Source organism: Rhizobium tropici CIAT 899 (genome assembly GCF_000330885.1).
In the GTDB taxonomy this organism is placed as follows: domain Bacteria; phylum Pseudomonadota; class Alphaproteobacteria; order Rhizobiales; family Rhizobiaceae; genus Rhizobium; species Rhizobium tropici.
Genome location: NC_020059.1, coordinates 3535187 through 3559332 on the forward strand (window position 1 = coordinate 3535187; position 24146 = coordinate 3559332).

Consider the following 24146-nt stretch of genomic DNA (forward strand, 5'->3'; position numbering starts at 1 on the left):
CGAGCATGGCTGGTTGGGGAGCCGCCGAAAAGCAGGACAAGGAAGGGCAGACAAGATCCGCAGCCATCCCGGTAACCTTCGCCGGCACGGTCGGCTTGTTTACATCAGCCGTCACACCCTCGCGCGGTAGCGCTGTCTTGTTTCTCAGCCCCTGGGGTTTCGAGGAGATGTGCGTCCGCAAGTTTTGGCGAATTCTGGCGGAGGATCTCGCCGATATCGGCATATCGAGCCTGCGTTTCGATTACGCCGGCACCGGCGATGCGCTTGACTTGGCCGATGAAGGCAAAGGTCTGGAGCCGTGGCATGAAACCGCTCTCGCGGCAGCAGCAAAGCTGAAGGCGCTTGCCGGCTGCGAGCGGCTGATCCTCGTCAGCCAGGGCCTCGGCGGGACCATCGCCGCTGCTCTTGCCGAGCGGCTTGCCGGCATCGACGGCATCGCCTTTCTTGCACCCGTCGTCTCCGGCCGTGCCTATCTGCGCGAACTGACCGTCTGGTCGAAGATGATCGATGAGAGCATGGGGCTTACCGAAGCGCAGCGCCAGACGGAGGGCGTCACCGTCGCAAGCCTCCGGATGCCCGATAGCGCCGCCGATGCAGTGAAGAAGCTGAACCTCATGACACTGGATCGGCTCGCGACGCCGAATTGCCTGGTGCTGACGCGCCCGGGCCGCCCCGGAGACTCCGACTTCGCGCGCCATCTCGAAACGCTCGGCGTCGAGGTCACGCAGACTTCCTACGAAGGTTACGACGATCTCGTCTCGAACCCGACCATCGCCACCATGCCGACCGAAACCGGCCGGAAAATAGTCGAATGGGTGCAGTCGGTCGCTGCCAAAACCGGTGATGCCGCATCGACCGAACTTACGCCGCCCGTCGCGGAACCTCTCATCGGCGAAGGCTTTCGCGAGACGCCGCTGCGTTTCGGCGCAGACAACCGCCTGTTCGGCATTCTCTGCGAGCCCGAAGGTGCGCGCACCGGCGCGACCGCGCTGCTCCTGACGACAGCCTATGACAGGCACGCCGGCTGGGGTCGTATGTCGGTCACCATGGCGCGCGCGCTTGCCCGCGACGGCATTGCCTCGCTGCGTTTCGATACGGCCAATGTCGGCGACAGCCCGCCGCTTTCCGGCGCCCCCGAGCAGGTGCTCTATTCCCGCGAACAGCATCTCGATGTCGCCGAGGCGCTGGACCTGCTGGAGAGGCTGGCTCTGCTGCCGACCTATGTGGTCGGGCGTTGCAGCGGCGGCTATCTCGCCTTCCAGGCAGCATTGCGCGATGCGCGCTGCCGCGGCCTTATCACGGTCAATCCCTACAGCTTCCATTGGGACGAGAGCCGATCGGTCGATGAAGCCCTGCGCTTTGCTCCCCGTTCGCTGGAAACCTATGGGCGCAAACTCCTCCAGATGGAAACGCTGAAGCGGCTCTTCGGCGGCCAAGTCGATGCAAGGAGCGCCATATGCAACATGGCGACCGGGCTCGGTCGGCGGGCGATACGAACGGCTCGCCAAGTGCTCGGCGCGTTCCCGATCTTCGCTGCGGCTCAAGGGCCTGTGCTGGGTGGTTTCCGCACGCTTGCCAAGCGTGGCGTCGATATGTCCCTGATCTACAGCGCCCACGACATCGGGCTCGATCATCTGCATGACGAGTTCGGCGAGAACGGTGTCGGATTAAAGCATTTTCCGGACATACGCCTCACCGTCATTCCCGAAGCCGACCACAATCTGACCCCGCCCTATGCGCGCAAGGTCTATTTGCGAGAGGTCCGGGAGATGGGTTTGCGGCTCGCCAACCGATGACGCACAGCTTAGAAAACCGCCTGAATTGTTCGCCATATCCGACACTTGCTGTATAGTCGCGCCATGAGGCTCCTGATCGTCGAAGACAACCGCGAACTGGCGTCCTGGCTCGGCAAGGCGCTGCGTCAGGCGCAGTATGTCGTCGACATCGCCTATGATGGCGAGGATGCCGAGCACATGCTGAAAGTCGCAGCTTACGCCATCGTCATCCTCGATCTGTCGCTGCCGAAGATGGACGGGCTGACGCTGCTGAAGCGACTGCGTCAGAGCGGCAACAAGGTGCCGGTCATCATCCTGACGGCCAATGCCAGCCTCGACGGCCGCGTTGCCGGCCTCGACAGCGGCGCCGACGATTATCTGGCGAAACCCTTCGAAATTGCCGAGCTTGAAGCGCGCATACGCGCGGCCGTCCGCCGCGGTCACGACCGCGCCGCTCCGGAGATCGCCGTCGGCGACCTGGTGTTCGATGGCGGCACGCGGCAATTCTCTCTGGCCGGAGAATCCCTGGCGCTGACACCGCGCGAGCACGCGGTGCTCGAACACTTGATCATGAAGGCAGGCACGACCGTTACAAAGGCGACGCTCTCCGAAAGCGTCTTCGGCTTCGACGATCTCGCCGATACCAGCGCCATCGAGATCTATGTGCATCGCGTCCGCAAGAAGCTCGAAGGCAGCTCCGTGCAGATCGCGACGCTGCGCGGCCTGGGTTATCTCCTTCGCCATGCGCAATGATAAGGCTGCACCACCCAAAGGCCTTGTAAGCCGCGCCCTCGGCGGGGTAGCGAGCAGTCTTCGCGCGCAGCTGTTTGCCTGGGTCGTATTGACCCTTATCGGCGCGATCTGTATCAACCTTTATCTAAGCTTCCGTTCCGCCGATGCGACGGCCGATCTTGTCACCGACCGTACGCTGCTTGCCTCCGCCCGCGTCATCGCGGAAGCGACGCATGTCGATGGAAGCGGCACCGTGCAGATCGATATTCCCCCTGCTGCGCTGGAAATGTTCGATACCGGCTATGGCGACCGCGTTTTTTATCAGGTGGTCACGGCATGGGGGAGCCTCATCGCCGGTTTTCCCGATCTGCCACGGCCGAAGCGGGATCTGATCGGCGAGGACATGACGTTTCGGACCGACGGCGTGCGTGTACTCATGCTGAGCCACCCGGTTGTTGGCCTTGATCAGGACAGCACGATTTCCGTCGCCGTTGCCGTTACTCATAACAGCCAATATGCCATGCGCCGCAGGCTTTGGCTGTCCGATTTCACCAAGCAGCTCGCGCTTGTCCTGCTTGCCGGGCTCGTCACCATCATCGGCCTGCAGCGCGGGCTTGCTCCAGTGCTGCGCCTGCGCGACGCCGTGCGCGAGCGCGGCCGCCAGCGTCTCGATCCGCTGGACCCTCACATGGTGCAGAACGAGCTTCGGCCGCTCGTCCACGCCCTCAATGATCACATGGAGCGGGTGCAGAACCAGATGGCGGCGCAGCGCCGCTTCGTCTCGAACGCCGCCCATCAGCTGCGCACACCGCTCGCGCTGATTTCGACGCAGGCAAGCGTAGCAGCGCGCGAGCTCGACAACGGCAGGCGCGACGAGGCACTGACCGCATTGCGCTCGAGCACGCGGCAGGTGACGCGCCTTGCCAGCCAGCTCCTGACGCTTTCGCGCGCCGAACCCGGCAGCCGCCGGCCGCGAAACGACACCATCGATCTGGCGGAAACCGCCCGGCGTGTGCTGGAAACCCTTGCCGAGGAAGCCCTGCGCCGGAATATCGATCTCGGGCTTGAGGCGGATGAGACGGCGGTTCATATCGAGGGCGACGGCACCATGCTGCGTGAAATGCTGGTCAATCTCGTCGACAATGCACTGCGCTACACGCAAGCGGGCGGTCGCGTGACGGTCGGCGTCGGCCGCGACGGCGATACGGCCCTGCTATGGGTCGAGGACAACGGCCCTGGCGTCCCCGAAGCGGAACGCGCCCAGGTCTTCGAGCGCTTCTATCGCATCATGGGCACCGAACCGGAAGGCAGCGGCCTGGGGCTCGCCATCGTCCGCGAAGTCGTCGACGGCGCCGGCGGCTCGGTCATGCTTGACGAGGCGACGGGTGGCGGCCTGCTGGTCCGCGTGCGTCTGCCGGCTGTTTGAGCGTGGTGAGGTGCGGCTGTTGCGAGATAGTCCCCTCTCCCCGCTTGCGGGGAGAGGGTTAGGGTGAGGGGCTGTTCGCGAAACTTATAGAAATATCTTGCCAGCGACGCTTGCAGCAAAACCAATCGCTACTCATCCTCGAATCGATAGTCCGCGGCCCCTCACCCCAGCCCTCTCCCCGCCGCAATGGAAAGAGAGAGTCTCTACGTCGACAAAAAAGGCCGGGCGAAACGCCCGGCCCCTGGCCTTGGGAGGTACCAGAAAATCAACGCCTAGTGCGTGTCGAGGCTCTGCTGCGGACGCCAGCGGGTGATGCGGTTTTCGATGAGCGTCATCACATATTCGGCGCCGAGCGTGACAAGCATCACCAGGATGATTGCAGCATAGAGGCCAGCTGCATCATAGGTGCCCTTGGCGATCGAGATCAGGTAGCCGATGCCGGCCAGCGAACCGACGAACTCGCCGACGATCGCGCCGATGATGGCGAAGGAGAAGGAGATGTGCAGGCTTGCAAAAATCCAGCTCATCGCCGAAGGCAAAATCACCTTGCGGGTAACCTTCCAGTTGGAAGCGCCGAGGATGCGGGCATTGGCGATCATGTTGCGGTCGGCTTCGCGAACGCCCTGGAAGGCATTGGCGAACACGACGAAGAACACCATGATAAAGGCCAGCGCCACCTTCGACGCCAGGCCGAGACCCATGATCATCACGAAAATCGGCGCGAGAACGACGCGCGGGATCGAGTTGATCGCCTTGATGTAGATCGAGAGGATGTCGGACGCCAGCTTGTTGCGGCCAAGGGCGACGCCGACAAGGACGCCGGTCACCGAGCCGATGATGAAGCCGATCAGCGCTTCTTCCATGGTGACGCCGAGGTGATACCAGAGCGAGCCGCTCTCGGTGCCCTCGGTGATCCACTCCCAGAGGCGCAGCGCGATGCCGTATGGGCTCGAATAGAAGAACGGATCGATCCAGTGCAGGTCGGAGGCGAGCTGCCAGAGACCGAGAATGGCGAGCAGAATGCCGATCTGCCATGCCACGACGACATACTTGCGGCGGGTGAGTGCCTTCAGCGCTGCGGCTTCGATTTCCGCGTCCGAGGTGCCGGCGCGGAAGATCGGAGCATTGCCTGCTTCGAGAGCTGTATTTGCCATGATCAATCCTCCCTTATGCCGCTTCCGCGGCACGGCGATAGCTGGTTTCGACCTCTTCGCGCAGGTCGTCCCAGATCGTCTTGCAATAATCGATGAAGTTCTGCTCGTAGCGGATCTCCGAGACGACGCGCGGGCGCGGCAGGTCGATCGTGTAGACCGATTTGACCGTCGCCGGCCCAGCCGTCAGCACATAGACCTTGTCGGCGAGCGCAACGGCTTCTTCGAGATCGTGCGTCACGAAGACGACCGATGCCTGGCGTTCGGCCCAGAGCTTCAGCAGTTCTTCATGCATGACCGTGCGGGTCTGCACGTCGAGCGCCGAGAAGGGCTCGTCCATCAGCAGGATTTCCGGCTCGTTGATGAAGGTCTGCGCCAGCGAGACGCGCTTGCGCATGCCGCCCGAGAGCTGATGCGGATAGTGATGCAGAAACTTGGAAAGACCGACACGGGCAAGCCAGTCCTTGGCCATCTTCTCGGCCTCGGCCTTCGACTTGCCGCGGAACAGCGGGCCTGCCATGACGTTTTCGATGACATTCTGCCAGGGGAAGAGCGCATCCGTCTGGAAGGCGAAACCGACGCGCCGGTCGATGCCGTTGACGGGACCGCCCATCAGGCGGACTTCGCCGGCGCTCGGCTTGGCAAGGCCGGTGACGAGGTTGAGCGTCGTCGACTTGCCGCAGCCCGTCGGCCCGACAACGGCGACGAATTCGCCGCGCTCGACGGTCATGTTGAAATCGCGCAGTGCGGTCAGCGACTTGCCGGTCGGCGATACGAAGCGGCGGCTGACATTGATGAGCTCTATCGCCGGGGTACGGCGTTCATCCTGTTGCATGGTGCTGATCCTGACGCGTGCCTTCAGGGCGTGCACGCAAAGCCCAGTGAACTGCAAAGTCTCTTGAACTGCCGCTTCCGGAACCTGTCTGAAAACTGGCCGGAAGCGGCGTCAAGACTGTTTACTTGACGTTCTTCACGAATTCCGTCGTGTAGGTCTTCGACAGGTCGATCGTCTTGCCCTTGACGTTCTTGGAGAACTGCGAGAGCACGGCGAGAACGGTCTTCGGACCATCTTCCGGCATCACGCCGTCGGCGGTGAACATTTCCTTGCCGGCGTCGAGAGCCTTGATGTAGCCGTCCTTGTCACCGACGTAGAAGTCCTTCGGCATCTTCTCGGCAATTTCAGCGGCGGAATGCGTATGGATGAAGCGCAGCGTCTTGACGAAAGCGTTCGCGAGCTTCTGCACTTCTTCCTTATGAGCGTCAACCCATGCGGCATCCATATAGAGCGAGGCCGCCGGATAGGTACCGCCGAGCGCCTCTTCGGTGCCCTTCAGCGTACGCAGATCGACAAGGATCTTCGCTTCGCCGGTCTTGAGCAAACGCGAAATCGTCGGCTCGGTGGTCATGCCTACCTGGATGGCGTCCTGCTGCATGGCGGCGATGAAGGTCTGGCCGGCGCCGACCGGAACAGGCGTGATGTCAGCTGGCGAGAGGCCTGCCTTCGACGCCATGTAAAGCGTCAGGAAGTTCGTCGACGAGCCGAGGCCAGTGACGCCGGCGCGCTTGCCCTTCAGGTCGGCGAAGGACTTGATATCGGGATACTTGGCCGAGACCAGCTCGACTTCGCCGGGCGCCTGGCTGAACTGCACGACGGACTTGATGAACTTGCCCTTGGCTTGCAGGTCGACGCAGTGGTCGTAGAAACCGACGACGCCTTGAACGGCGCCTGCCAGCAGCTGGTTTTCGGCGTCGACGCCGGCGGATTCGTTGAGAAGTTCGACCTCGAGGCCTTCATCCTTGAAGTAACCGAGCCCTTCGGCAAGCTTGGCCGGCAGATAGATCTGCTTTTCGTAGCCGCCCACCATGATGGAAATCTTGTCGGCAGCATTGGCGGCCGTGGCTGCAAGGGAAGCAGCTGTCATGACGAGGGAAAGGGCTACGGTATGAAAAAACGTGCGCGATGGACGCATCAATGTCTCCTCCTGTTTTATTCTTGCGCCACACGACGCTCTGGAAAGGCGCTTCCTCCACGAAGCTCAACGAGACTAGCGCGGGCAACCTTTCAGTCAGCTTTCAGTGCGCAACCCTGCGAGGAAACATTGCGATTTTATTAACGCGGACGCCGGCGGCTCGATATGCCGCCGGCGCCGGAAACGCTACGGCGCACTATTTGGCGTTTTTGACGAATTCCGTCGTGTAGGTCTTCGACAGATCGATCGCCTTGCCCTGCACGTTCTTGGAGAACTCGGAAAGCACGGCAAGAACGGTTTTCGGACCGTCTTCCGGCATCACGCCATCGGGCGTGAACATCGCCTTGCCGTTTTCAAGCGCCTTCACATAGCCTTCCTTGTCGCCGACATAGAAGTCTTTCGGCATCTTGTCGGCGATCTCGGCGGCCGAATGCGTGTTGATGAAATGCAGCGTCTTGACGAAAGCATTCGCAAGCTTCTGCACCTCATCCTTGTGATCCTTAACCCACGACTCCTGCATATAAAGTGACGCAGCAGGATAGGTCCCACCCAGGGCGGCCCTTGTCCCGGCCATCGTGCGCATGTCGATGAGAACCTTGGCTTCGCCGGTCTTCAGGAGACGCGAGACCGTCGGCTCCGTCGTCATGCCGGCCTGGATGGCATCCTGTTGCATGGCGGCGATAAAGGTCTGGCCGGCACCGACCGGAACGGAGGTGAATTCCCCCAGCTTCAGGCCGGCCTTGATGGCCAGATACTGCGTCAGAAAGTTGGTCGAGGAACCAAGGCCGGTGACGCCGAGGCTCTTGCCCTTGAAGTCGGCGGGGGATTTGATTTCCGGATGCTTGGCCGACACCAGCTCAACTTCGCCGGGCGCCTGGCTGAACTGCACGACGGATTCGACAAACTTGCCCTTGCCCTGAAGGTCGATGCAATGGTCGTAGAAGCCGACGACGCCCTGAACGGCGCCTGCGAGCATTTCGTTTTCCGCATCAACGCCTGCAGGCTCATTGAGAAGTTCGACGTTCAGCCCCTGCTCCTTGAAATAGCCAAGCCCTTCGGCAAGCTTGGCCGGCAGATAGATCTGCTTTTCGTAACCGCCCACCATGATGGAAATCTTGTCGGCGGCGCTGGCGGCGGTGGCAGCAAATCCGGCTGCGGCTATCGCAATGGAAAAAGCCGTCGAATATCTAAGAATGCTGGATGCACGCATGAAGTTCTCCTCTCCAATTGTGTACCACGCCGATTGACAACGGCACGGCACGCGCTTCCTCCTGAAGCAGGAGAGACATGCACGCCCAACCTTTCATTGAACTGAAAGCAAGTTCTTGGCTATCGCCTGTTGGCTTCGAATGCCTGCGGTTTTCCGCAGCGGCGACGTAAAGCCCGATTTCCGCACAACGGGAAGCATTCATCCACCTTGGCATTTCCCGCATCGCGACTATCTAAGATGGAACGCTTTCGCTGGGAGGGATCACCGATGAGGACCATTGCCGCAGCCCTTGTCCTGATGACGATCACCGTAGCCGGACCGGCATCGGCGATTTCCCGCTACGAATCGCTCGGCAAGACGTGCGCATCGGTGCAGCAACTTATCGCGGCGGAACGGGCGGTGATACTACGCTATCCATCCTCCCGTGGCGGCCCCGTTCTTTACGACCGCTATGTGGCCGGCCGCGGGCAATGCGGCATCTCCGACTATGCCAGCCGCACTTATGTTCCCACCAGGGATAACCCGCTCTGCCCCGTCTACAATTGCAAGCCATCCTCCATTTTCAATCCGCATTGACGCGAATCAGCTTTTCTGGAGTTTATGCGAACAGCGGGCTATAAAAACTTTGCAGAAAAAGACTGTTGGTTGAGTTACACTCATATTTAACGCACATTTTGCGGGCAGATGGAGGACGCGTCCCTTCCCGAGAAGGGTCACGAGCATGGTGTTATACACCAGCCCTATGTAATAAGGAGATTGCGCAGTGAGTGCAAAAGTACCGAATCCGATCGATGCCTATGTTGGCTCTCGCGTGCGCACGCGCCGTCTCATGCTTGGCATGAGTCAGGAGCGGCTTGCCGAACAGATCGGCGTGACGTTTCAGCAGGTGCAGAAATACGAAAAGGGCACCAATCGCATCGGCGCCAGCCGGCTGCAGGCGATTGCCGGCGTGCTGGCGGTACCGGTTGCCTTCTTCTTCCAGCAGGATAATTCGCAGCCGCTGAACACCGATGGCCTCGGCGCGATCAATGGTCTGGAAGATCTGTCGGACTTCCTGACATCGAAAGAGGGCCTCAGCCTCAACAAGGCGTTCATGAAGATCAATGATCCCAGCATTCGCCAGTCCGTGCTGACGCTGATCAAGTCATTGGCAAATGCTTCCGACGTTCTGCCAAATCATATTCCGCATGCAGCGGACGCGTCGGTCGGCCTGCGCAACTAAGGCTGCTGCCCCCACGAGAATGACGATGCGGTCGATCCGAGGCAGGCCGAAAGTTGCTGCTTTGGGCCGGCGCAGGATTATTGCCGACAACTGAGGTGCGGGCTGGCCTGGCCAGTCACGCGATCGGCGCTGAGATTGCGCCTCATTGCAATTGGCTCCGTGCCTGACCTTTGGAGGCGGTAAGAGCAGAATTTTGCCGCAACCAAGCATCGTGTCACGCTGCATGTCACGCGCCAAGCTGCAAAACTTTCGTTACGGTTTGCTCATGTTCCTGGCCAGACACGATTCGTCTGCCGGGAACGGGGGCAATAGAGGGTACGAAATGACAGCAGCACTTCCGATCGACGCAGCATACCAGGATCCCGACTCGCTCAAGGAACTGGCATCAATCGCTCGGCTCATCACCTATGCACGGCAAAGCGCTAAAAACCTGAACGCTGAATTCCCGGTCTGGTGCCTGGACTTGGCACTCGGGGCCGTGCTGCAGGAAATGTATGAAAATGGCTTGCCCAATCCCTTGTTCGAAAAGGGAACGGACACAGCAAAAGTGGTGGCACACTGAATTTAGATAATTCCGGCCTTTGCCGGATATGAAATGATGTCGGTATGGCTCCCAGGTCATATCGGCATTTTTCTCATTTTTCTTATGAGGCGACCATCAGGACGACCAGGTTATCGCATGCCCGGGTGGAAGCTAGCGGCACGGTTTAGCAGCCGTCCTTGCGCGGCCGGACGCCGGCAGTAAAGATTGCGATGCAATGACGCAGATGGCGCAGCCGCATTTCGCGGTCCGTCCAATCCTTCGGACGGCCCGGCCTCGAGATCATCGCATCGAAGATCATGCTCATCAGCATGCGAGCGCCGCTTGCCGCATCGGCAATCTCGATCACGCCACGCCGCTGCTGCTCGAGAAGCCAATCCGCTAACATCAGCTGCGATTGCTTGCCGCCGTATGTGTGCAGCAACATCGCGATCTCCGGAGATTGTTGCGATTCACTGATGGCGAGATGAATAAAAGCGTCCCGTTCACGTTCCTGATCTTCATCGATATCGATCATGAATATCTGCTCAAGCGCCTTGTCGAACGGCAGGTTCTCATCCTCTGGCCGCGGCAGGGCCAGCATGGATGCGCGATGCTCGACGATGATGGCCACAAACAGATCGGTCTTGCTCGGAAACAGCCTATAGAGGGTCTGCTTCGAAATCCGGCATCGCGTGGCAACCAAATCCATGGTTGTACCGGCATATCCGAGTTCATAGAAGATTGCTCGCGCCTCTCTGACGATCTCAGCGCGGCGCTCATCGTCGCTCACGGTTTTCGGACGACCGCGCGGACGGCGCGTGGCAGCCTGGTCGGCCTTGGCTGTTCGTTCCTTTGTCAGCACACCGAATTGACCCCAACAACCGAATAGGATTGACATTTGACGCTGTATAAATATTTTCGGTACGACTTGGTACTATAAATAAGGCAACAGGAAATAGCAACGTGCGAAAGCTCGCTCCTCCCACTTCTGCACTCGTATATCCGCCGACATCCAACCGCCTTTCAGCCGGCCGCTCGTCGCTGACCGCCGCAGGATTGATCGCTGCGATGTTACTGGCCGGCTGCAACCAGCAGAATTCCGCGCAGAACAATGCGCCGGTCGTAAAGACAGAAGTCAGCGCGATGTCGCTGCATCCGCAATCCGTCGCCATCACCGCCGAACTGCCTGGCCGCACCAGCGCCTATCTTGTCGCCGAAGTGCGGCCGCAGGTCGGCGGCATCATCCGCAGCCGCAATTTCAAGGAAGGCAGCGAAGTCAAGGAAGGCGACGTACTTTACGAGATCGATCCGTCCTCTTACCAGGCATCCTATGACAGTGCCGCCGCCGCCTTGCAAAAGGCCCAAGGCGCCTTGCCGAGTGCCCAGTCGAAGGTCGATCGCTACAAAAGCCTCACCCAGCAGGACGCGGTCAGCAAGCAGAACCTCGACGACGCGATTTCCACATTGGCCCAGGCCAATGCCGATGTGGCATCCGCAAAGGCTGCACTGGAAACGGCGCGCATCAATCTCGACTACACCAAGATGCGCGCGCCGATCGGCGGCCGCGTCGATGCCTCCACGGTCACGGTGGGCGCTCTCGTCACCGCCGATCAGACGACGGCGCTGACAACAATCCGTCAGCTCGATCCGATCAATGTCGATGTCACGCAGTCGAGCACCAACCTGCTCGAATTTCGCCGCGCCGTCGCGGAAGGTCGGCTGAAGACCAGCGGCAACAATGTTTCGGTTCACCTGACGCTCGAAGACGGCAGCCAATACAAGGAAACCGGCACGCTGCAGTTTGCCGAATCCTCCGTTGCGGAAACGGTCGGCACGATCACCGTGCGCGCTGTCTTCCCCAATCCGGATCGCATCCTGCTGCCGGGCATGTATGTTCGCGCCACCATTCAGGAAGGCATTGCCGAAAACAGCTTCGTGGTGCCGCAGCGCGCCGTGACCCGCAACACGAAGGGCGAACCGATCGCCATGTTCGTGACTGCGGAGGGCAAGGTACAGCAGCGGGTATTGAAGGTGGAACGCAGCATCGGCAATAGCTGGCTTGTCAACCAGGGCGTCGCCGACGGCGATCGCGTAATCGTCGAAGGCGTTCAGCGCGTCCGCGACGGTCAGGAAGTCACCGTGTCGCCGGTAACGATCGACGATGCGACCGGTGAAGTGAAGCAGGCCGCCGCCGATGGCAAGCCGTCTGCCGAGCAGGCCGGGCTGGAAAAGACCGATATCAAAGCCGCCTCCGGCGTCCAGAAGTGAGGTTAGACGATGTCTCGTTTTTTCATCGACAGGCCGATCTTTGCCTGGGTGATCGCCATCGTCATCATGCTGGCGGGCGCACTTTCGATCTTCCAGCTGTCGATTTCGCAATATCCGCAAATCGCGCCGACGACGGTCAGCATCAGCGCCACCTATTCCGGGGCTGACGCGGCGACCGTTGAAAACTCGGTGACCAAGGTCATCGAGCAGGGCATGACGGGTATCGACAACCTCGACTACATGACCTCGACCTCGACCTCGACGGGCCAGGCATCGATTTCGTTGACCTTCACCAACAAGGCCGATCCCGACGTCGCGCAGATGCAGGTGCAGAACAAGCTGCAGCTCGTCACCGCACAGCTGCCGCAGACGGTGCAATCCACGGGTATCGTGGTTTCCAAGTCGACGTCGAACTTTCTAATGGTCGTGGGCTTCGTATCGACCGACGGCAAGCTCAACTCGAACGACCTTGCCGACTACGTCGACAGCACCCTCAACGACACGCTGAAGCGCATCGAAGGCGTGGGCAACACGCAGATCTTCGGTTCCGGCTACGCCATGCGCATCTGGGTCGATCCGGACAAGCTCGCCAAATACCAGCTGATGACGTCGGATGTCGTCTCTGCCATCCAGGCCCAGAACTCGCAGGTGTCGGCCGGCCAGCTCGGTGCATTGCCGCAGCGCAAGGGCCAGGAGCTCAATGCGACCGTCACGGCCAAGAGCCGTCTGCAGACGCCCGAGCAGTTCAACAACATCATCCTCAAGAGCCAGCCGAACGGTTCGCTGGTTCGCCTGAATGACGTCGCCTCGGTCGAACTCGGCGCCAAGAGCTATACGACGTCGAGTACCTATAACGGTCACCCCTCTGCCGGTCTTGCGGTTATGCTGGCCTCGGGCGCCAACGCCATCAATACGGCGGAAGCGGTCCGCACGACTATCAACAATCTCAGCCAGACGCTGCCGCCGAACGTGGAGATCGTCTATCCCTACGATACGACGCCCTTCGTGAAGCTATCGATCGAGGACGTGGTCAAGACGCTCTTCGAAGCCATCGTGCTCGTCTTCATCGTCATGTTCGTCTTCCTGCAGAACATCCGCGCCACGCTTATCCCGACGCTCGCCGTCCCCGTCGTGCTTCTCGGCACCTTCGGCGTGCTGGCGCTGTTCGGATACTCGATCAATACATTGACCATGTTCGGCATGGTGCTCGCCATCGGCCTGCTTGTGGACGATGCCATCGTCGTCGTCGAGAATGTCGAGCGCGTGATGGAGGAAGAGGGACTGTCGCCGCGCGAAGCGACGATCAAGTCGATGCAGGAAATCACCGGCGCGCTGATCGGTATCGCCACCGTGCTTTCGGCCGTGTTCATCCCGATGGCCTTCTTCTCGGGCTCGGTGGGTGTCATCTACCGGCAGTTCTCGGTGACGATCGTCTCGGCGATGGTGCTGTCCGTCATCGTTGCTCTCATCCTGACGCCCGCCCTTTGCGCCACCATTTTGAGAAAGCCCAAGCATGGCGCCAGAGAGCGCGGTCTGTTTGGCTGGTTCAATCGCAACTTCGAGCGGGCGACGCATCGCTATCAGCGCGGCGTACACGGCATGATCCGCCTCAGCATTGTCTTCCTGCTGGTATTCGTCCTCATCGGCGGCGCCGTTGCTGCTCTGTTCAACCGCCTGCCGAGCTCCTTCCTGCCTGATGAAGACCAGGGCATCCTGCTGACCGCCATTCAGCTGCCGCCGGGCGCCACGGATTCACGCACCAAGGCCGTGCTCGACCAGGTGAGGAACTATTATCTCAACACCGAGAAGGACTATGTCGAAGGCGCATTCGCCGTCGCCGGCTTCGGCTTCAGCGGTCAGGGCCAGAACGTCGGCCTCGTCTTCGTGAGGCTGAAGGACTTCGACCTGCGCAAGACGCCGCAATCCAAGGCGCAAGCGATCGCACGTCGCGCCATGGGCGCTTTCTCGAAGATCAAGGACGGCAACGTCTTTGCGCTGGCGCCGCCGGCCATCCCCGGCTTCGGCAGCTCGAGCGGCTTCGACTTCTTCATCAAGGACATCAACGGGGCCGGTCACGCAGCACTGATCGCTGCCCGTAACCAGTTGCTCGGGGCTGCCGCCAAGAATCCGAAGCTCGCTGGCACCCGTCCGAACGGCCAGGAAGATACGCCGCAATTCTCCTTGAACATCGACGAGGAAAAAGCGAGCGCTCTGAATATCAGCCTGGCCGATATCGACTCGATCCTATCGACCGCCTGGGGCGGCACCTATGTTAACGACTTCATCGACCGTGGTCGTGTGAAGCCCGTCTATGTTCAGGCCAACAAGGATTTCCGCATGCAGCCCGAGGATTTCGGTCGCTGGTACGTGCGCAATTCCAGTGGCGACATGGTGCCCTTCTCGGCCTTCTCGAACGGCGAATGGAATTACGGTTCGCCGCGCCTGGAGCGCTATAACGGCTCCTCCGCCGTCGAAATCCAGGGCGCGGCCGCGCCGGGCGTCTCCTCAGGCGACGCTATGAACGAGATCGACAAGATCATGGCGACCCTGCCGCCGGGCTTCAGCCACGAATGGACGAGCCTCTCGGCCCAGGAAAAGCTCTCGGGCAACCAGGCGACCCAGCTCTACGCCATCTCCATCCTGGTGGTGTTCCTGGCACTCGCCGCCCTCTATGAGAGCTGGTCGATCCCCCTCGCCGTCATGCTGTCGGTGCCGATCGGCATCTTCGGCGCGCTCTTGGCTGCAACCCTGTTTGGCCAGTCGAACGACGTCTACTTCAAGGTCGGCCTTTTGACGACCATAGGTCTGGCGGCGAAGAACGCCATCCTGATCGTCGAATTCGCCATCGAGCAGCAGAACCAGGGCAAGAACCTGATCGACGCCACGCTGGAAGCATCGCGCCAGCGCCTGCGGCCGATCTTGATGACCTCGCTCGCCTTTATCCTTGGCGTCATGCCGCTGGCAATCGCCAACGGGGCCGGCTCCGGCAGCCAGAACTCGATCGGCATCGGTGTCATGGGCGGCATGATCTCGGCAACCGTGCTCGGCATCTTCTTCATCCCGCTGCTCTTCGTCGCCGTCCGCCGTGTCTTCAAGGGCAATGTTCGGTCGACCGCAGCGCCGGAGTCCGCCAACCCTGACGTTGCGCATTAAGGCCTCCCCACTCGCCCTCTCGAAAGAGAGGACGAGTGGGATCTCAATGAGGCATGGGATACTTCGTCTTGATTTGCCAAATTTGTCATCAATGATTAATATGCAATCATTGATGACAGGGTATTTTTATGGCCAGTATGACGATCCGCAACATCGACGATCATTTAAAGACCCGGCTGCGCATTCGCGCCGCTGCACACGGGCGATCGATGGAGGATGAGGCGCGAGACATTCTGCGGGCGGCCTTGTCGACGGAAGAAAAGCGTCAGCCCAATTTGGCTGAGACAATCCGTCGTCGCATGGCTGCAAGTGGTGGGGTCGTGCTGGATATTGCCCCACGCGAACCAATCCGCCCGGTCGATCTCGATCCGTGATCATTCTCGACACGAATGTCATTTCTGACCTATTGGCACCATCACCATCGCCAATGGTTGAAGCTTGGCTCGCTGCCCAGCCCCCTCTCGCCATCTTTACGACGGCAACGACGGAGGCGGAGATCCTTTACGGCCTCCGGCTGCTGCCTGCGGGCCGACGTCGAAGCGAATTGGAAGCTGCCATTCTCCCGATATTCGAAGAGGATTTCGCCGGAAGAATTCTCCCCTTCGATAGCGAAGCTGCGGGTGCATATTCTTTCATTGCAACATCGCGGCGTCGGGCCGGCAAGCCGATCAGCCAGTTCGATGCTCAGATCGCCGCAATTGTAGCGTCGCGAGGAGCAACCCTTGCAACCCGTAACGTGTCGGATTTCCTGGACACCGGAATAGCTGTCGTCAATCCGTGGGACTATCGGGGCTGATCCGGTCCGTCCATACACTGCTAAACATTCAAGTTGAGAGCGGAGATACTGGCGGCACCGTGGCTTGCGCCTTCGGCGACCATTTTGCATGCAGCTTGGCAAGCATCAGATAGATGATCGGCGTGGTATAGAGCGTCAGCACCTGCGACACGACGAGGCCGCCGACGATGGTGATCCCGAGCGGGCGGCGCAGCTCCGCACCGGGCCCTGTTGCAATGATCAGCGGGATGGCGCCCATAAGCGCGGCGAGCGTCGTCATCAGGATGGGGCGGAAACGCTTGAGGCAAGCCTGATAGATGGCTTCCTCTGAAGACAGGCCGAGCGTGCGCTCGCCTTGCAGGGCGAAATCCACCATCATGATGCCGTTCTTCTTGACGATGCCGATCAAGAGAATGATGCCGATGAAGGCGATGATCGTCAGCTCCGTGCCGCTGATAGCGAGCGCCAGCAGCGCGCCGAGACCGGCCGAGGGCAGCGTCGAGATGATCGTCAGCGGATGCGCCAGGCTTTCATAGAGAATGCCGAGAACGATATAGACCGTCAGCAATGCCGCCAGCAGCAACAACGGCTGGCTGCCGGACGACTGGGTAACGCTCGCCGCATCGCCGGCGAAATCCGCATGCAGCGTATCAGGCAGATGCATGTCGAGCACCGCCTTCTGAATGGCGTCGTTCGCCACCTGCAGCGGCGTGTTGAGCGCCAGATTGTAGGAGATGGTGACGGCGGGATATTGACCTTGGTGATTGACCACCAGCGGCGCGAGCGTCCGGTCGATCGACGCCACCGCGCTCAATGGCACCTGCGTGCCGCCTGATGCCGGCACGTAAAGCTTGGAAATATCTTGGGGATCGAGCGCATAGTCGGGATTCGCCTCCAATACGACGCGATACTGGTTGCGCTGTGTATAGATCGTCGAGATCTGTCGCTGCGCAAAGGCGTTGTTGAGCGCGGAATCGATCGACTGGATGTTGACGCCGAGCTGGGAAGCGAGGGTACGATCGATATTGACGGTCGCCTGCAGGCCGTTGGGCTGCCTGTCGGTGGCAACATCGGTCAATCCTGGAAGAGCTTGCAGACGTTCCAAAACCTTAGGCGCCCATTCCACCAGCTCGTCGTAATTCGCACCCCAGATCGTGAACTGATATTGCGATTGCGACTGGCGCGCGCCGGCGCGGATATCGCCCGGCGAAAACAGGAATGTGCTGAGGCCCGGGACCGCCATCAACTGCTTGCGGAGCCGGTCTATGACATCGGCGGTCGGCGCACGCTCCGATTCCGGCTTCAGCGAGATGAAAAGCTGGCCCCGATTGACGGAGCTTGAAAAGCCGCCCCCGCCGACGGAAGAGCCGACACCTGACACCGCCGGGTCCTTGGCAACGATATCCGCCGCCAGCTGCTGGAGCTTCACCATGGCCGGATAGGAAATATCGGTCGCAGCCTGCGTCCCGCCCTGGATAAAGCCGGTGTCGTCCTGCGGAATGAAGCCCTTTGGAACCTTGACGTAGAGATAGCCCGTCATGACCACACAGGCGATGATGACGACGACCGAAAGGAGGCGGTGATGCAGCACCGCCCGCAGCGTGCGGCCGTAAAAGCCCGTAACGGCGCTAAGCGTGCCTTCGACGATACGGCCAAACGCGCCGGGCCGAGCGTCGATATCGTGCTGACGCAGTCGATGGCCGCAGATCATCGGCGTCAGCGTGAGGGATACCAGCGTCGAAACGACGATAGTGAAGCCGAGCGTCAGCGAGAAGGTCTGAAAGAACCGGCCGACGATACCGCCCATGAAGAACAGCGGGATGAAGGCAGCAAGCAGCGACAGGCTGATGGAAATGACGGTAAAGCCGATCTGCTTCGCCCCTTCGAGCGCCGCTCGCATCGGCTTCATGCCAGTTTCCAGATTGGCATAAATGTTCTCGATCATGACGATGGCGTCGTCGACGACGAAGCCGACGGAAACGGCAAGCGCCATGAGGGAAAGATTGTCGATCGACAGCCCGAAGAGCCACATCGCGGCAAAAGTGCCGGCAAGCGACAGAGGCACCGTCACACCCGCGGCAAAGGTCGGCGTTGCCCGTCGCAGGAAGACGAAGACAACGGCCATGACCAGGCAGATAGTGGCAAGCAGCGTCCATTGCATATCGGTGACGCTGGCATGAATCGTGGTGGTTCGATCGGAAAGAATGGAAACATTCACGCCGGCAGGAATGAGCCGCTGCAGCTCCGGGATCAGCTGCTTAACGCCATCGACGGTGGCGATGACGTTCGCATCCGCCTGCTTGGTGATGTTAAGCAGCACGGCCGGCTTGCCGTCGTACCAGGCATCCGAGCGGCTGTTGCGCACACCCGGCTCGACAGTGGCGATATCCGAAAGACGAACCGCCGTGCCGTCGCCGCTGCGCACCACGATCCGCCCGAAGGCTTCCGGCGTCTTCAACTGGCTGTTGACGGCGACGGAGAAAGCGCCGCCCGCACCGTCGATCGAGCCGAAGGGGCCGAGAACGTTGGCATTGACGACCGCCGTACGGACCGCATCGAGCGAGAGGCCCATGGCCGAAAGCCGGTCTGGATCCAGCCGGACGCGGATGGCGGGCTGGTCGGCACCGCTCACGGTCACACCGCCGACGCCATCCACCTGTGAAATGCGCTGCACCACCACGGTATCGGCTGCATCATAGATGGCGCTCGGAGAGACATTGTCCGAGGTCAGCGCCAGGATGAGAACGGGGGCCGCAGCCGGGTTGATCTTGCGGAAGGACGGGAGAGTGGGCAGATCGCCGGGCAGGTCCGTCGCAGCCGCGTTCAATGCCGCCTGCACATCCTGCGCGGCACCATCGACGCTGCGCGACAGGTCGAACTGGATGATGATCGTGCTCGATCCGAGCGAGCTGACGGACGTCATTTGAGTGACGCCGGCAATGGTTCCGAGGTGACGCTCCAGCGGGGCGGCCACGCTCGCCGCCATACTGGCCGGATCGGCCCCGGGGCGGCTTGAAGAAACGACAATGGTTGGCAAATCCACCGTCGGCAGGCTTGCAACCGGCAGGAAGCGATAGGCAACGATGCCGAGGATCACCAGCCCGATCGCCAGAAGCGTCGTCCCGACAGGGCGTTTGATAAACGGCTCGGAGATGTTCATCTCTCGCCACCCGCCAATTCATTCATCTCGGCGCTCGGCGTGCCGCTGGTGCGGCCGACGACCTTGGCGCGCAGCCGCTCGAAGGCGAGATAGATCACCGGCGTCGTATAGAGCGTCAAAAGCTGCGAAAGCACGAGACCGCCGATAATGGTGATACCGAGCGGAATGCGCAACTCTGCGCCTGTGCCCTGCGCCAGCGCCAGCGGCAAGGCGCCGAAGAGCGCCGCGAGCGTCGTCATCATGATCGGCCGGAAACGCAGGATCGAGGCTTTCAGAATGGCCTCGCGCGGCTCCAGGCCTTCCTTGCGCTCCGCCTCCAGCGCAAAGTCGATCATCATGATCGCATTCTTCTTGACGATACCCATCAGGAGCACGATGCCGATCAACGCGATGATCGAGAGATCCTGCCCGAACAGCATCAGCGCCAGCAGCGCGCCGACGCCAGCCGAAGGCAGCGTCGAAAGAATCGTCACCGGATGAACGGCACTTTCATAGAGCAGACCGAGCACGATGTAGATCGTCACGATTGCCGCGAGGATCAGCCAGGGCTCGCCCGCCAGCGACGAGGCAAATTCCTCGGCATCGCCCGAATATTTGCGCTGGATATTGTCGGGCATCTCGATATCGCGTTCCGCCGCCTTGATCTCGGCGACGGCATCGCTGAGCGACGCGCCCTTGGCGAGGTCGAAGCTGAGCGTCACGGCCGGAAACTGCTCATCATGACTGATGACCAGCGGCGCGGTCGTGAAACTCGCCGTCGTGAAGGCATTGAGCGGCACCTGGGTATCGCTGGCACCGGCGACATAAAGCTTGTCGAGCGATTTCGGGTCGGACTGATATTGCGGCGCCGCCTCCAGAATGACGCGATACTGGTTGGCCTGCCCATAGATCGTTGCGATCTGCCGCTGGCCGAAAGCATCATTCAAAGTATCGCTGACGGCCTGCATGGACACGCCGAGCCGAGAGGCGGTTTCGCGATTGACATCGACGAAGATGCGCCCGCCGCCCATCTCCACTTCGGAGGCGATATCCGTGAGCTTCGGACTTTCCTGCAGCCGCTGGGCAAGCTTCTGCGCCCAGTCGACCACCGTATTCGTGTCGGTGCCCGTGAGGGTATACTGATAGGGCGCACGGCTGGCCCTCGTGCTGATCGAGATGTCGCGCACGCTCTGGAAGGTGACATGGATGCCGGGCAAGCCCGTCACCTCGCCGCGCATCCTGTCGATGATCTGATCGGCGGACGCGTTACGCTCACTCCGCGGCTTCAGCACGAGACTGAGATTGCCGGTATTCAGCGTCAGATTGCTGGCACTCGCACCGATGACGGCAACGACGCTGGTGACATCCGGATCCTTGCGCAGCCGGTCGACTACATCGGCCTGAATCTGCTTCATCGTCTCGAAGGAGGTCGTCGGCTCGGCCTCGATGACGGCGGTGATGAGACCCGTATCCTGCGCCGGCAGGAAGCCCTTGGGAATGACGACATAGAGCGCGATCGTCGCAGCCAGCGTCACCACCGTCACCAGCAGCATGAGGCGGCTGCGATCCACGGCCCAGACAAGGCTCCGCCGATAGCCTTCGACCATCCAGTCGGTGAAACGGTCGGCACCGGCCAGAAAGCCGCCCTGATGCTCTTTCGGCTTGCGCAGGATGCGCGCGCACATCATCGGCGTGAGCGTCAGCGAGACGACGGCCGACACGACGACGGCAATGGTGAGCGTCAGTGCGAATTCACGGAACATGCGGCCGACAATGCCGGTCATGAACAGCAGCGGAATGAAGACGGCAACCAGCGAGACGGTGAGCGAAATGATGGTGAAACCGATCTCGCCGGCGCCCTTGAGCGCCGCCTGCATCGGATTTTCGCCCTCTTCGATATGACGGGCGATATTCTCGATCATCACGATGGCGTCGTCGACGACGAAGCCGGTGCCGATCGTCAGCGCCATCAGCGAGAGATTGTCGAGGCTGAAGCCGGCAAACCACATGACGCCGAAGGTCGCGATCAGCGACAGCGGCAGCGCAACACCGGCAATGAAGGTCGCCGTCATCGTCCTCAGGAATAGCAGGACGACCAGGATGACGAGGCCGATGCTTATAACCAGCGTCCACTGCACGTCATGGATCGAGGCGCGGATCGTCTCGGTGCGGTCATTGACGATATCAAGCGAAATACCGGCCGGCATCGCCTGCTTCAGCTTCGGGATCTGCTTCAGCACGTTCTCGACCGTCTGGATGACGTTGGCGCCCGGCTGGCGCATGATATCGAGAATGACGGCGGGCTGACCCTGATACCAGGCGCCGACACGATTGTTCTCCAGCCCCTCGACGACCGTTGCGACGTCCTTCAACTGCACCGGCGCGCTGTTGCGGTAGGCGACGATGACCGATTTATAGACGTTCGGATCGACGATCTGATCGTTGGCCGCGAGCGTGAAGCTCTGCTGCGTGCCATCGAGCGAGCCCTTGGCGCCGGCAACGCTGGCGTTGGTGATCGCCGAACGGATATCCTCCAGCGCAAGCCCGTAGGAAGCGAGACGCGGCAGGTCCACCTGAATGCGGATGGCCGGCTTGACGCCGCCCTGGATGTTGACGTCGCCAACACCTGAGACTTCGCTCAGGCGCTGCGCCATCATCGTATCGGCGAAATCGCTGAGCTCGCGGATCGAATAGCTGTTGGAGCGCAGCGCCAGCGTCACGATCGGCGTATCGGCCGGGTTCACCTTCGAGTAGGTCGGCGGATAAGGCAGCGTGCGTGGCAAAGTCGATCCCGCGGCATTGATCGCCGCCTGCACATCCTGCGCGGCGCCATCGATATCGCGGCCGAGATCGAATTGCAGTGTGATCTGGCTGATACCGAAGGCACTCGACGAGGTCATGGAGGCGAGCGACGGGATCTGGCCGAGCGGCCGCTCCAACGGTGCGGTCACCAGCGCCGCCATCGTATCGGGATCGGCACCCGGAAGCTGCGTCGTCACCTGGATCGTCGGAAAATCCACCTGCGGCAGTGGCGCAACCGGCAGGAAGAGGAAGCCGAGAATGCCGCCCAACAGAACCGCCACCCCGAGAAGCGAGGTGGCGATCGGCCTGAAGATGAAGAGCGACGAGACGTTCATTGCTGCTGCGTCGGCGTAGCGGAGGAATTGTTGGAGGCCGAGCCGCCGCTCGTATCCGTGCTTTGTTCACTGCCGGCTGCCGGCTGACCATCCTGACCGCGATGGCCGTTGTGACCGCCCTGCCCACCTTGGCCGCCCTGCCCGCCTTGACCACCTTGGCCATTATGGCGTCGATGCGGGTGCTCGCTTGCATTCGCGGCCCCCGGAGCGGCATTCTGCGAATCGTTCTCCGCGACCGGCTGCCCGCTATTGTCAGACGTCGGAATATCCGGGGACGCCTGAGTCGGATTGGCCGAAATCTGCACCTTCGACCCATTCTGCAGCCGCGCGAAACCGGTCGTCACCACCTTGTCGCCGGGCGCCACGCCATCGGCGATGACGGCGAGCGTATCGTCCTGCTGGCGCACCTTCACCGGCTTCATGGCAACGGTCTGATCCTGGCCGATGACATAGACGAAGGTGCCGTTCGGCCCGCGCTGCACGGCACCGCTCGGAATGACGGTGACGCCTTTCAGCGTCTCCACGAGCAGGCGGGCATTGACGAAGGCGCCGGGCCACAGCGCCAGCTTGTCGTTCGGGAAATTCGCCTTCAGCTTAACGGTGCCGGTGGTGGGATCGACCTGATTGTCGACCACACCAAGCGAACCATTGTCGACCACCGTCTCGCCGTCGTTGCCCAAAGCCTGGACGGAAAGCGTTCCGGCTGCGCTTGCCGCGTTGATGCGGGCAAGCTGCTGCTGCGGAATGGAAAACAGCACGGAGATCGGCTTGATCTGCGAGAGCGTCACGATGCCTGTCGTGTCGCCCGAGCTGACGAGATTGCCGATATCGACGTTACGGATGCCGGTGCGCCCATCGAAGGCCGCTCTGATCGTCGTATAATCGAGCGTCGCCTGCGCGCTTTCGATCGCCGCCACATCCACCTGGACCTGCGCGGTGTATTGCGCCACCAACGAGGTCTGCGTGTCGACCTGCTGCTGCGTGCCGGAGGCGCTCTTCACCATCATCTGATAGCGGGCGAGATCGCGCTGGGCGCCCGCAAGCAAAGCTTCGTCCTGAGCCTTCTTGGCGATCGCCTGGTCGAGCTGCGCCTTATAGACGGAATCGTCGATGCGGGCGATGATATCGCCCTTCTTGATGTCCTGGCCCTCGACGAAATTGATTTCGACGATTCGTCCGCTGACCTGCGCGCGCACCGTCACGGTATTCAGGGCCTTCACCGAGCCCACGCCGTTGATGTAGACGGGGACATCGGCCGTCGTCGCATCCGCGGCGAGCACCGGAACCGGTCCATTGAACTGCGACATGCTGCGCCGTCCGCCACCGCTGCCGCCCTGCCTTTGGCCACCACGGCGTCCGTCCTGGGCTTGCTCTCCCGGTGCTGCGGCATTTTGGTAGCCAAGCAGCTTCTCCGCCGGCCCAAGCCAACGATCGCGGGTCGCATAGGCGCCATACCAGACTGCGCCGATCACTGCCAACCAAACGACGACCCGAAACGTCCGAGCCATTCACCCACCTCTTCAAATCCCGGGGTGATCGACGATCTCCCGCTATTCATGGCGCGACCTTAGCTTGCATCGTGCCGCTTAGGAATTTGGTATGGGCATTAAATTTTGTCCATTTTAGCGCCACTTAGCGTAACAAACTGTAACATTGGACAAAAAC

At 61.0% G+C, this 24146-nt stretch carries 18 protein-coding genes; 10 read left to right on the top strand and 8 right to left on the bottom strand.

Features of this window, described 5'->3' with window-relative positions; genetic code table 11:
- The first annotated feature begins 5 nt into the window (after positions 1-5).
- The 3 genes from RTCIAT899_RS17360 (at position 6) to RTCIAT899_RS17370 (ending at position 3933) form a co-directional block, all read left to right on the top strand.
- The gene (locus RTCIAT899_RS17360) at positions 6-1796 is read left to right on the top strand and encodes an alpha/beta fold hydrolase (protein ID WP_015341536.1); all 1791 of its coding nucleotides are present in this window, start codon (positions 6-8) and stop codon (positions 1794-1796) included.
- Between the two features lie 63 nt (positions 1797-1859).
- Positions 1860-2528, top strand: a complete 669-nt coding sequence (locus RTCIAT899_RS17365; RefSeq protein WP_015341537.1) for a response regulator — start codon at positions 1860-1862, stop codon at positions 2526-2528.
- Entirely contained in the window at positions 2518-3933 is a 1416-nt protein-coding gene (locus tag RTCIAT899_RS17370; RefSeq protein WP_015341538.1) for a sensor histidine kinase, read from the top strand. The genes RTCIAT899_RS17365 and RTCIAT899_RS17370 overlap by 11 nt, the downstream gene beginning before the upstream one ends.
- 272 nt (positions 3934-4205) lie before the next feature.
- Here the strand turns inward: RTCIAT899_RS17370 and RTCIAT899_RS17375 are convergent, their stop codons facing one another.
- The 4 genes from RTCIAT899_RS17375 to RTCIAT899_RS17390 form a co-directional block, all read right to left on the bottom strand.
- Complete coding sequence (locus RTCIAT899_RS17375) at positions 4206-5087, bottom strand: ABC transporter permease (RefSeq protein ID WP_015341539.1); 882 nt, start codon at positions 5085-5087, stop codon at positions 4206-4208.
- A gap of 13 nt (positions 5088-5100) precedes the next feature.
- Complete coding sequence (locus tag RTCIAT899_RS17380; RefSeq protein WP_015341540.1) at positions 5101-5919, bottom strand: ABC transporter ATP-binding protein; 819 nt, start codon at positions 5917-5919, stop codon at positions 5101-5103.
- Positions 5920-6040: 121 nt separating this feature from the next.
- Complete coding sequence (locus tag RTCIAT899_RS17385) at positions 6041-7054, bottom strand: ABC transporter substrate-binding protein (protein WP_015341541.1); 1014 nt, start codon at positions 7052-7054, stop codon at positions 6041-6043.
- Between the two features lie 196 nt (positions 7055-7250).
- The gene (locus RTCIAT899_RS17390) at positions 7251-8264 is read right to left on the bottom strand and encodes an ABC transporter substrate-binding protein (RefSeq protein ID WP_015341542.1); all 1014 of its coding nucleotides are present in this window, start codon (positions 8262-8264) and stop codon (positions 7251-7253) included.
- A 267-nt stretch (positions 8265-8531) separates the two neighbouring features.
- On the opposite strand from RTCIAT899_RS17390, the gene RTCIAT899_RS17395 reads away from it, so the two are divergent.
- The 3 genes from RTCIAT899_RS17395 to RTCIAT899_RS17405 all read left to right on the top strand — a co-directional run bounded on the left by RTCIAT899_RS17395 (position 8532) and on the right by RTCIAT899_RS17405 (position 10048).
- Positions 8532-8840, top strand: coding sequence for a hypothetical protein (locus RTCIAT899_RS17395; protein ID WP_015341543.1), 309 nt, complete (start codon positions 8532-8534; stop codon positions 8838-8840).
- 187 nt (positions 8841-9027) lie between these two features.
- Positions 9028-9486 carry a helix-turn-helix domain-containing protein gene (locus tag RTCIAT899_RS17400; RefSeq protein ID WP_015341544.1) on the top strand — a complete coding sequence of 153 codons (459 nt, stop codon included), beginning with the start codon at positions 9028-9030 and terminating at the stop codon, positions 9484-9486.
- A gap of 322 nt (positions 9487-9808) precedes the next feature.
- Positions 9809-10048: a hypothetical protein gene (locus RTCIAT899_RS17405; RefSeq protein ID WP_015341545.1), complete on the top strand. Its 240-nt coding sequence runs from the start codon at positions 9809-9811 to the stop codon at positions 10046-10048.
- A 145-nt stretch (positions 10049-10193) separates the two neighbouring features.
- Here RTCIAT899_RS17405 and RTCIAT899_RS17410 read toward each other — a convergent pair whose 3' ends face one another.
- Positions 10194-10871 (bottom strand): TetR/AcrR family transcriptional regulator, encoded by a 678-nt coding sequence (locus tag RTCIAT899_RS17410; RefSeq protein ID WP_015341546.1) that lies wholly within the window; start codon positions 10869-10871, stop codon positions 10194-10196.
- A 101-nt stretch (positions 10872-10972) separates the two neighbouring features.
- On the opposite strand from RTCIAT899_RS17410, the gene RTCIAT899_RS17415 reads away from it, so the two are divergent.
- The 4 genes from RTCIAT899_RS17415 (at position 10973) to RTCIAT899_RS17430 (ending at position 16226) form a co-directional block, all read left to right on the top strand.
- On the top strand, positions 10973-12277 hold the full coding sequence (locus tag RTCIAT899_RS17415) for an efflux RND transporter periplasmic adaptor subunit (RefSeq protein ID WP_015341547.1): 1305 nt from the start codon (positions 10973-10975) through the stop codon (positions 12275-12277).
- A 9-nt stretch (positions 12278-12286) separates the two neighbouring features.
- On the top strand, positions 12287-15430 hold the full coding sequence (locus RTCIAT899_RS17420) for an efflux RND transporter permease subunit (protein ID WP_015341548.1): 3144 nt from the start codon (positions 12287-12289) through the stop codon (positions 15428-15430).
- Positions 15431-15558: 128 nt separating this feature from the next.
- On the top strand, positions 15559-15804 hold the full coding sequence (locus RTCIAT899_RS17425; protein ID WP_015341549.1) for a FitA-like ribbon-helix-helix domain-containing protein: 246 nt from the start codon (positions 15559-15561) through the stop codon (positions 15802-15804).
- Positions 15801-16226: a type II toxin-antitoxin system VapC family toxin gene (locus RTCIAT899_RS17430; RefSeq protein ID WP_015341550.1), complete on the top strand. Its 426-nt coding sequence runs from the start codon at positions 15801-15803 to the stop codon at positions 16224-16226. Before RTCIAT899_RS17425 ends, RTCIAT899_RS17430 begins: the two co-directional genes overlap by 4 nt.
- 28 nt (positions 16227-16254) lie before the next feature.
- Here the strand turns inward: RTCIAT899_RS17430 and RTCIAT899_RS17435 are convergent, their stop codons facing one another.
- The 3 genes from RTCIAT899_RS17435 to RTCIAT899_RS17445 are packed head-to-tail and all read right to left on the bottom strand — an operon-like array spanning position 16255 to position 23989.
- Positions 16255-19365, bottom strand: a complete 3111-nt coding sequence (locus tag RTCIAT899_RS17435) for an efflux RND transporter permease subunit (RefSeq protein ID WP_015341551.1) — start codon at positions 19363-19365, stop codon at positions 16255-16257.
- Complete coding sequence (locus tag RTCIAT899_RS17440) at positions 19362-22481, bottom strand: efflux RND transporter permease subunit (RefSeq protein ID WP_015341552.1); 3120 nt, start codon at positions 22479-22481, stop codon at positions 19362-19364. The genes RTCIAT899_RS17435 and RTCIAT899_RS17440 overlap by 4 nt, the downstream gene beginning before the upstream one ends.
- Positions 22478-23989 carry an efflux RND transporter periplasmic adaptor subunit gene (locus RTCIAT899_RS17445; RefSeq protein WP_015341553.1) on the bottom strand — a complete coding sequence of 504 codons (1512 nt, stop codon included), beginning with the start codon at positions 23987-23989 and terminating at the stop codon, positions 22478-22480. The genes RTCIAT899_RS17440 and RTCIAT899_RS17445 overlap by 4 nt, the downstream gene beginning before the upstream one ends.
- Positions 23990-24146 lie beyond the last annotated feature (157 nt).

Coding starts and splice junctions, on each gene's coding strand:
- RTCIAT899_RS17370 (WP_015341538.1), top strand. CDS start 2,518: ATGCGCAATGATAAGGCTGCACCACCCAAAGGCCTTGTAAGCCGCGCC.
- RTCIAT899_RS17425 (WP_015341549.1), top strand. CDS start 15,559: ATGGCCAGTATGACGATCCGCAACATCGACGATCATTTAAAGACCCGG.
- RTCIAT899_RS17420 (WP_015341548.1), top strand. CDS start 12,287: ATGTCTCGTTTTTTCATCGACAGGCCGATCTTTGCCTGGGTGATCGCC.
- RTCIAT899_RS17365 (WP_015341537.1), top strand. CDS start 1,860: ATGAGGCTCCTGATCGTCGAAGACAACCGCGAACTGGCGTCCTGGCTC.
- RTCIAT899_RS17360 (WP_015341536.1), top strand. CDS start 6: ATGGCTGGTTGGGGAGCCGCCGAAAAGCAGGACAAGGAAGGGCAGACA.
- RTCIAT899_RS17390 (WP_015341542.1), bottom strand. CDS start 8,264: ATGCGTGCATCCAGCATTCTTAGATATTCGACGGCTTTTTCCATTGCG.
- RTCIAT899_RS17435 (WP_015341551.1), bottom strand. CDS start 19,365: ATGAACATCTCCGAGCCGTTTATCAAACGCCCTGTCGGGACGACGCTT.
- RTCIAT899_RS17440 (WP_015341552.1), bottom strand. CDS start 22,481: ATGAACGTCTCGTCGCTCTTCATCTTCAGGCCGATCGCCACCTCGCTT.
- RTCIAT899_RS17380 (WP_015341540.1), bottom strand. CDS start 5,919: ATGCAACAGGATGAACGCCGTACCCCGGCGATAGAGCTCATCAATGTC.
- RTCIAT899_RS17385 (WP_015341541.1), bottom strand. CDS start 7,054: ATGCGTCCATCGCGCACGTTTTTTCATACCGTAGCCCTTTCCCTCGTC.
- RTCIAT899_RS17375 (WP_015341539.1), bottom strand. CDS start 5,087: ATGGCAAATACAGCTCTCGAAGCAGGCAATGCTCCGATCTTCCGCGCC.
- RTCIAT899_RS17405 (WP_015341545.1), top strand. CDS start 9,809: ATGACAGCAGCACTTCCGATCGACGCAGCATACCAGGATCCCGACTCG.
- RTCIAT899_RS17395 (WP_015341543.1), top strand. CDS start 8,532: ATGAGGACCATTGCCGCAGCCCTTGTCCTGATGACGATCACCGTAGCC.
- RTCIAT899_RS17445 (WP_015341553.1), bottom strand. CDS start 23,989: ATGGCTCGGACGTTTCGGGTCGTCGTTTGGTTGGCAGTGATCGGCGCA.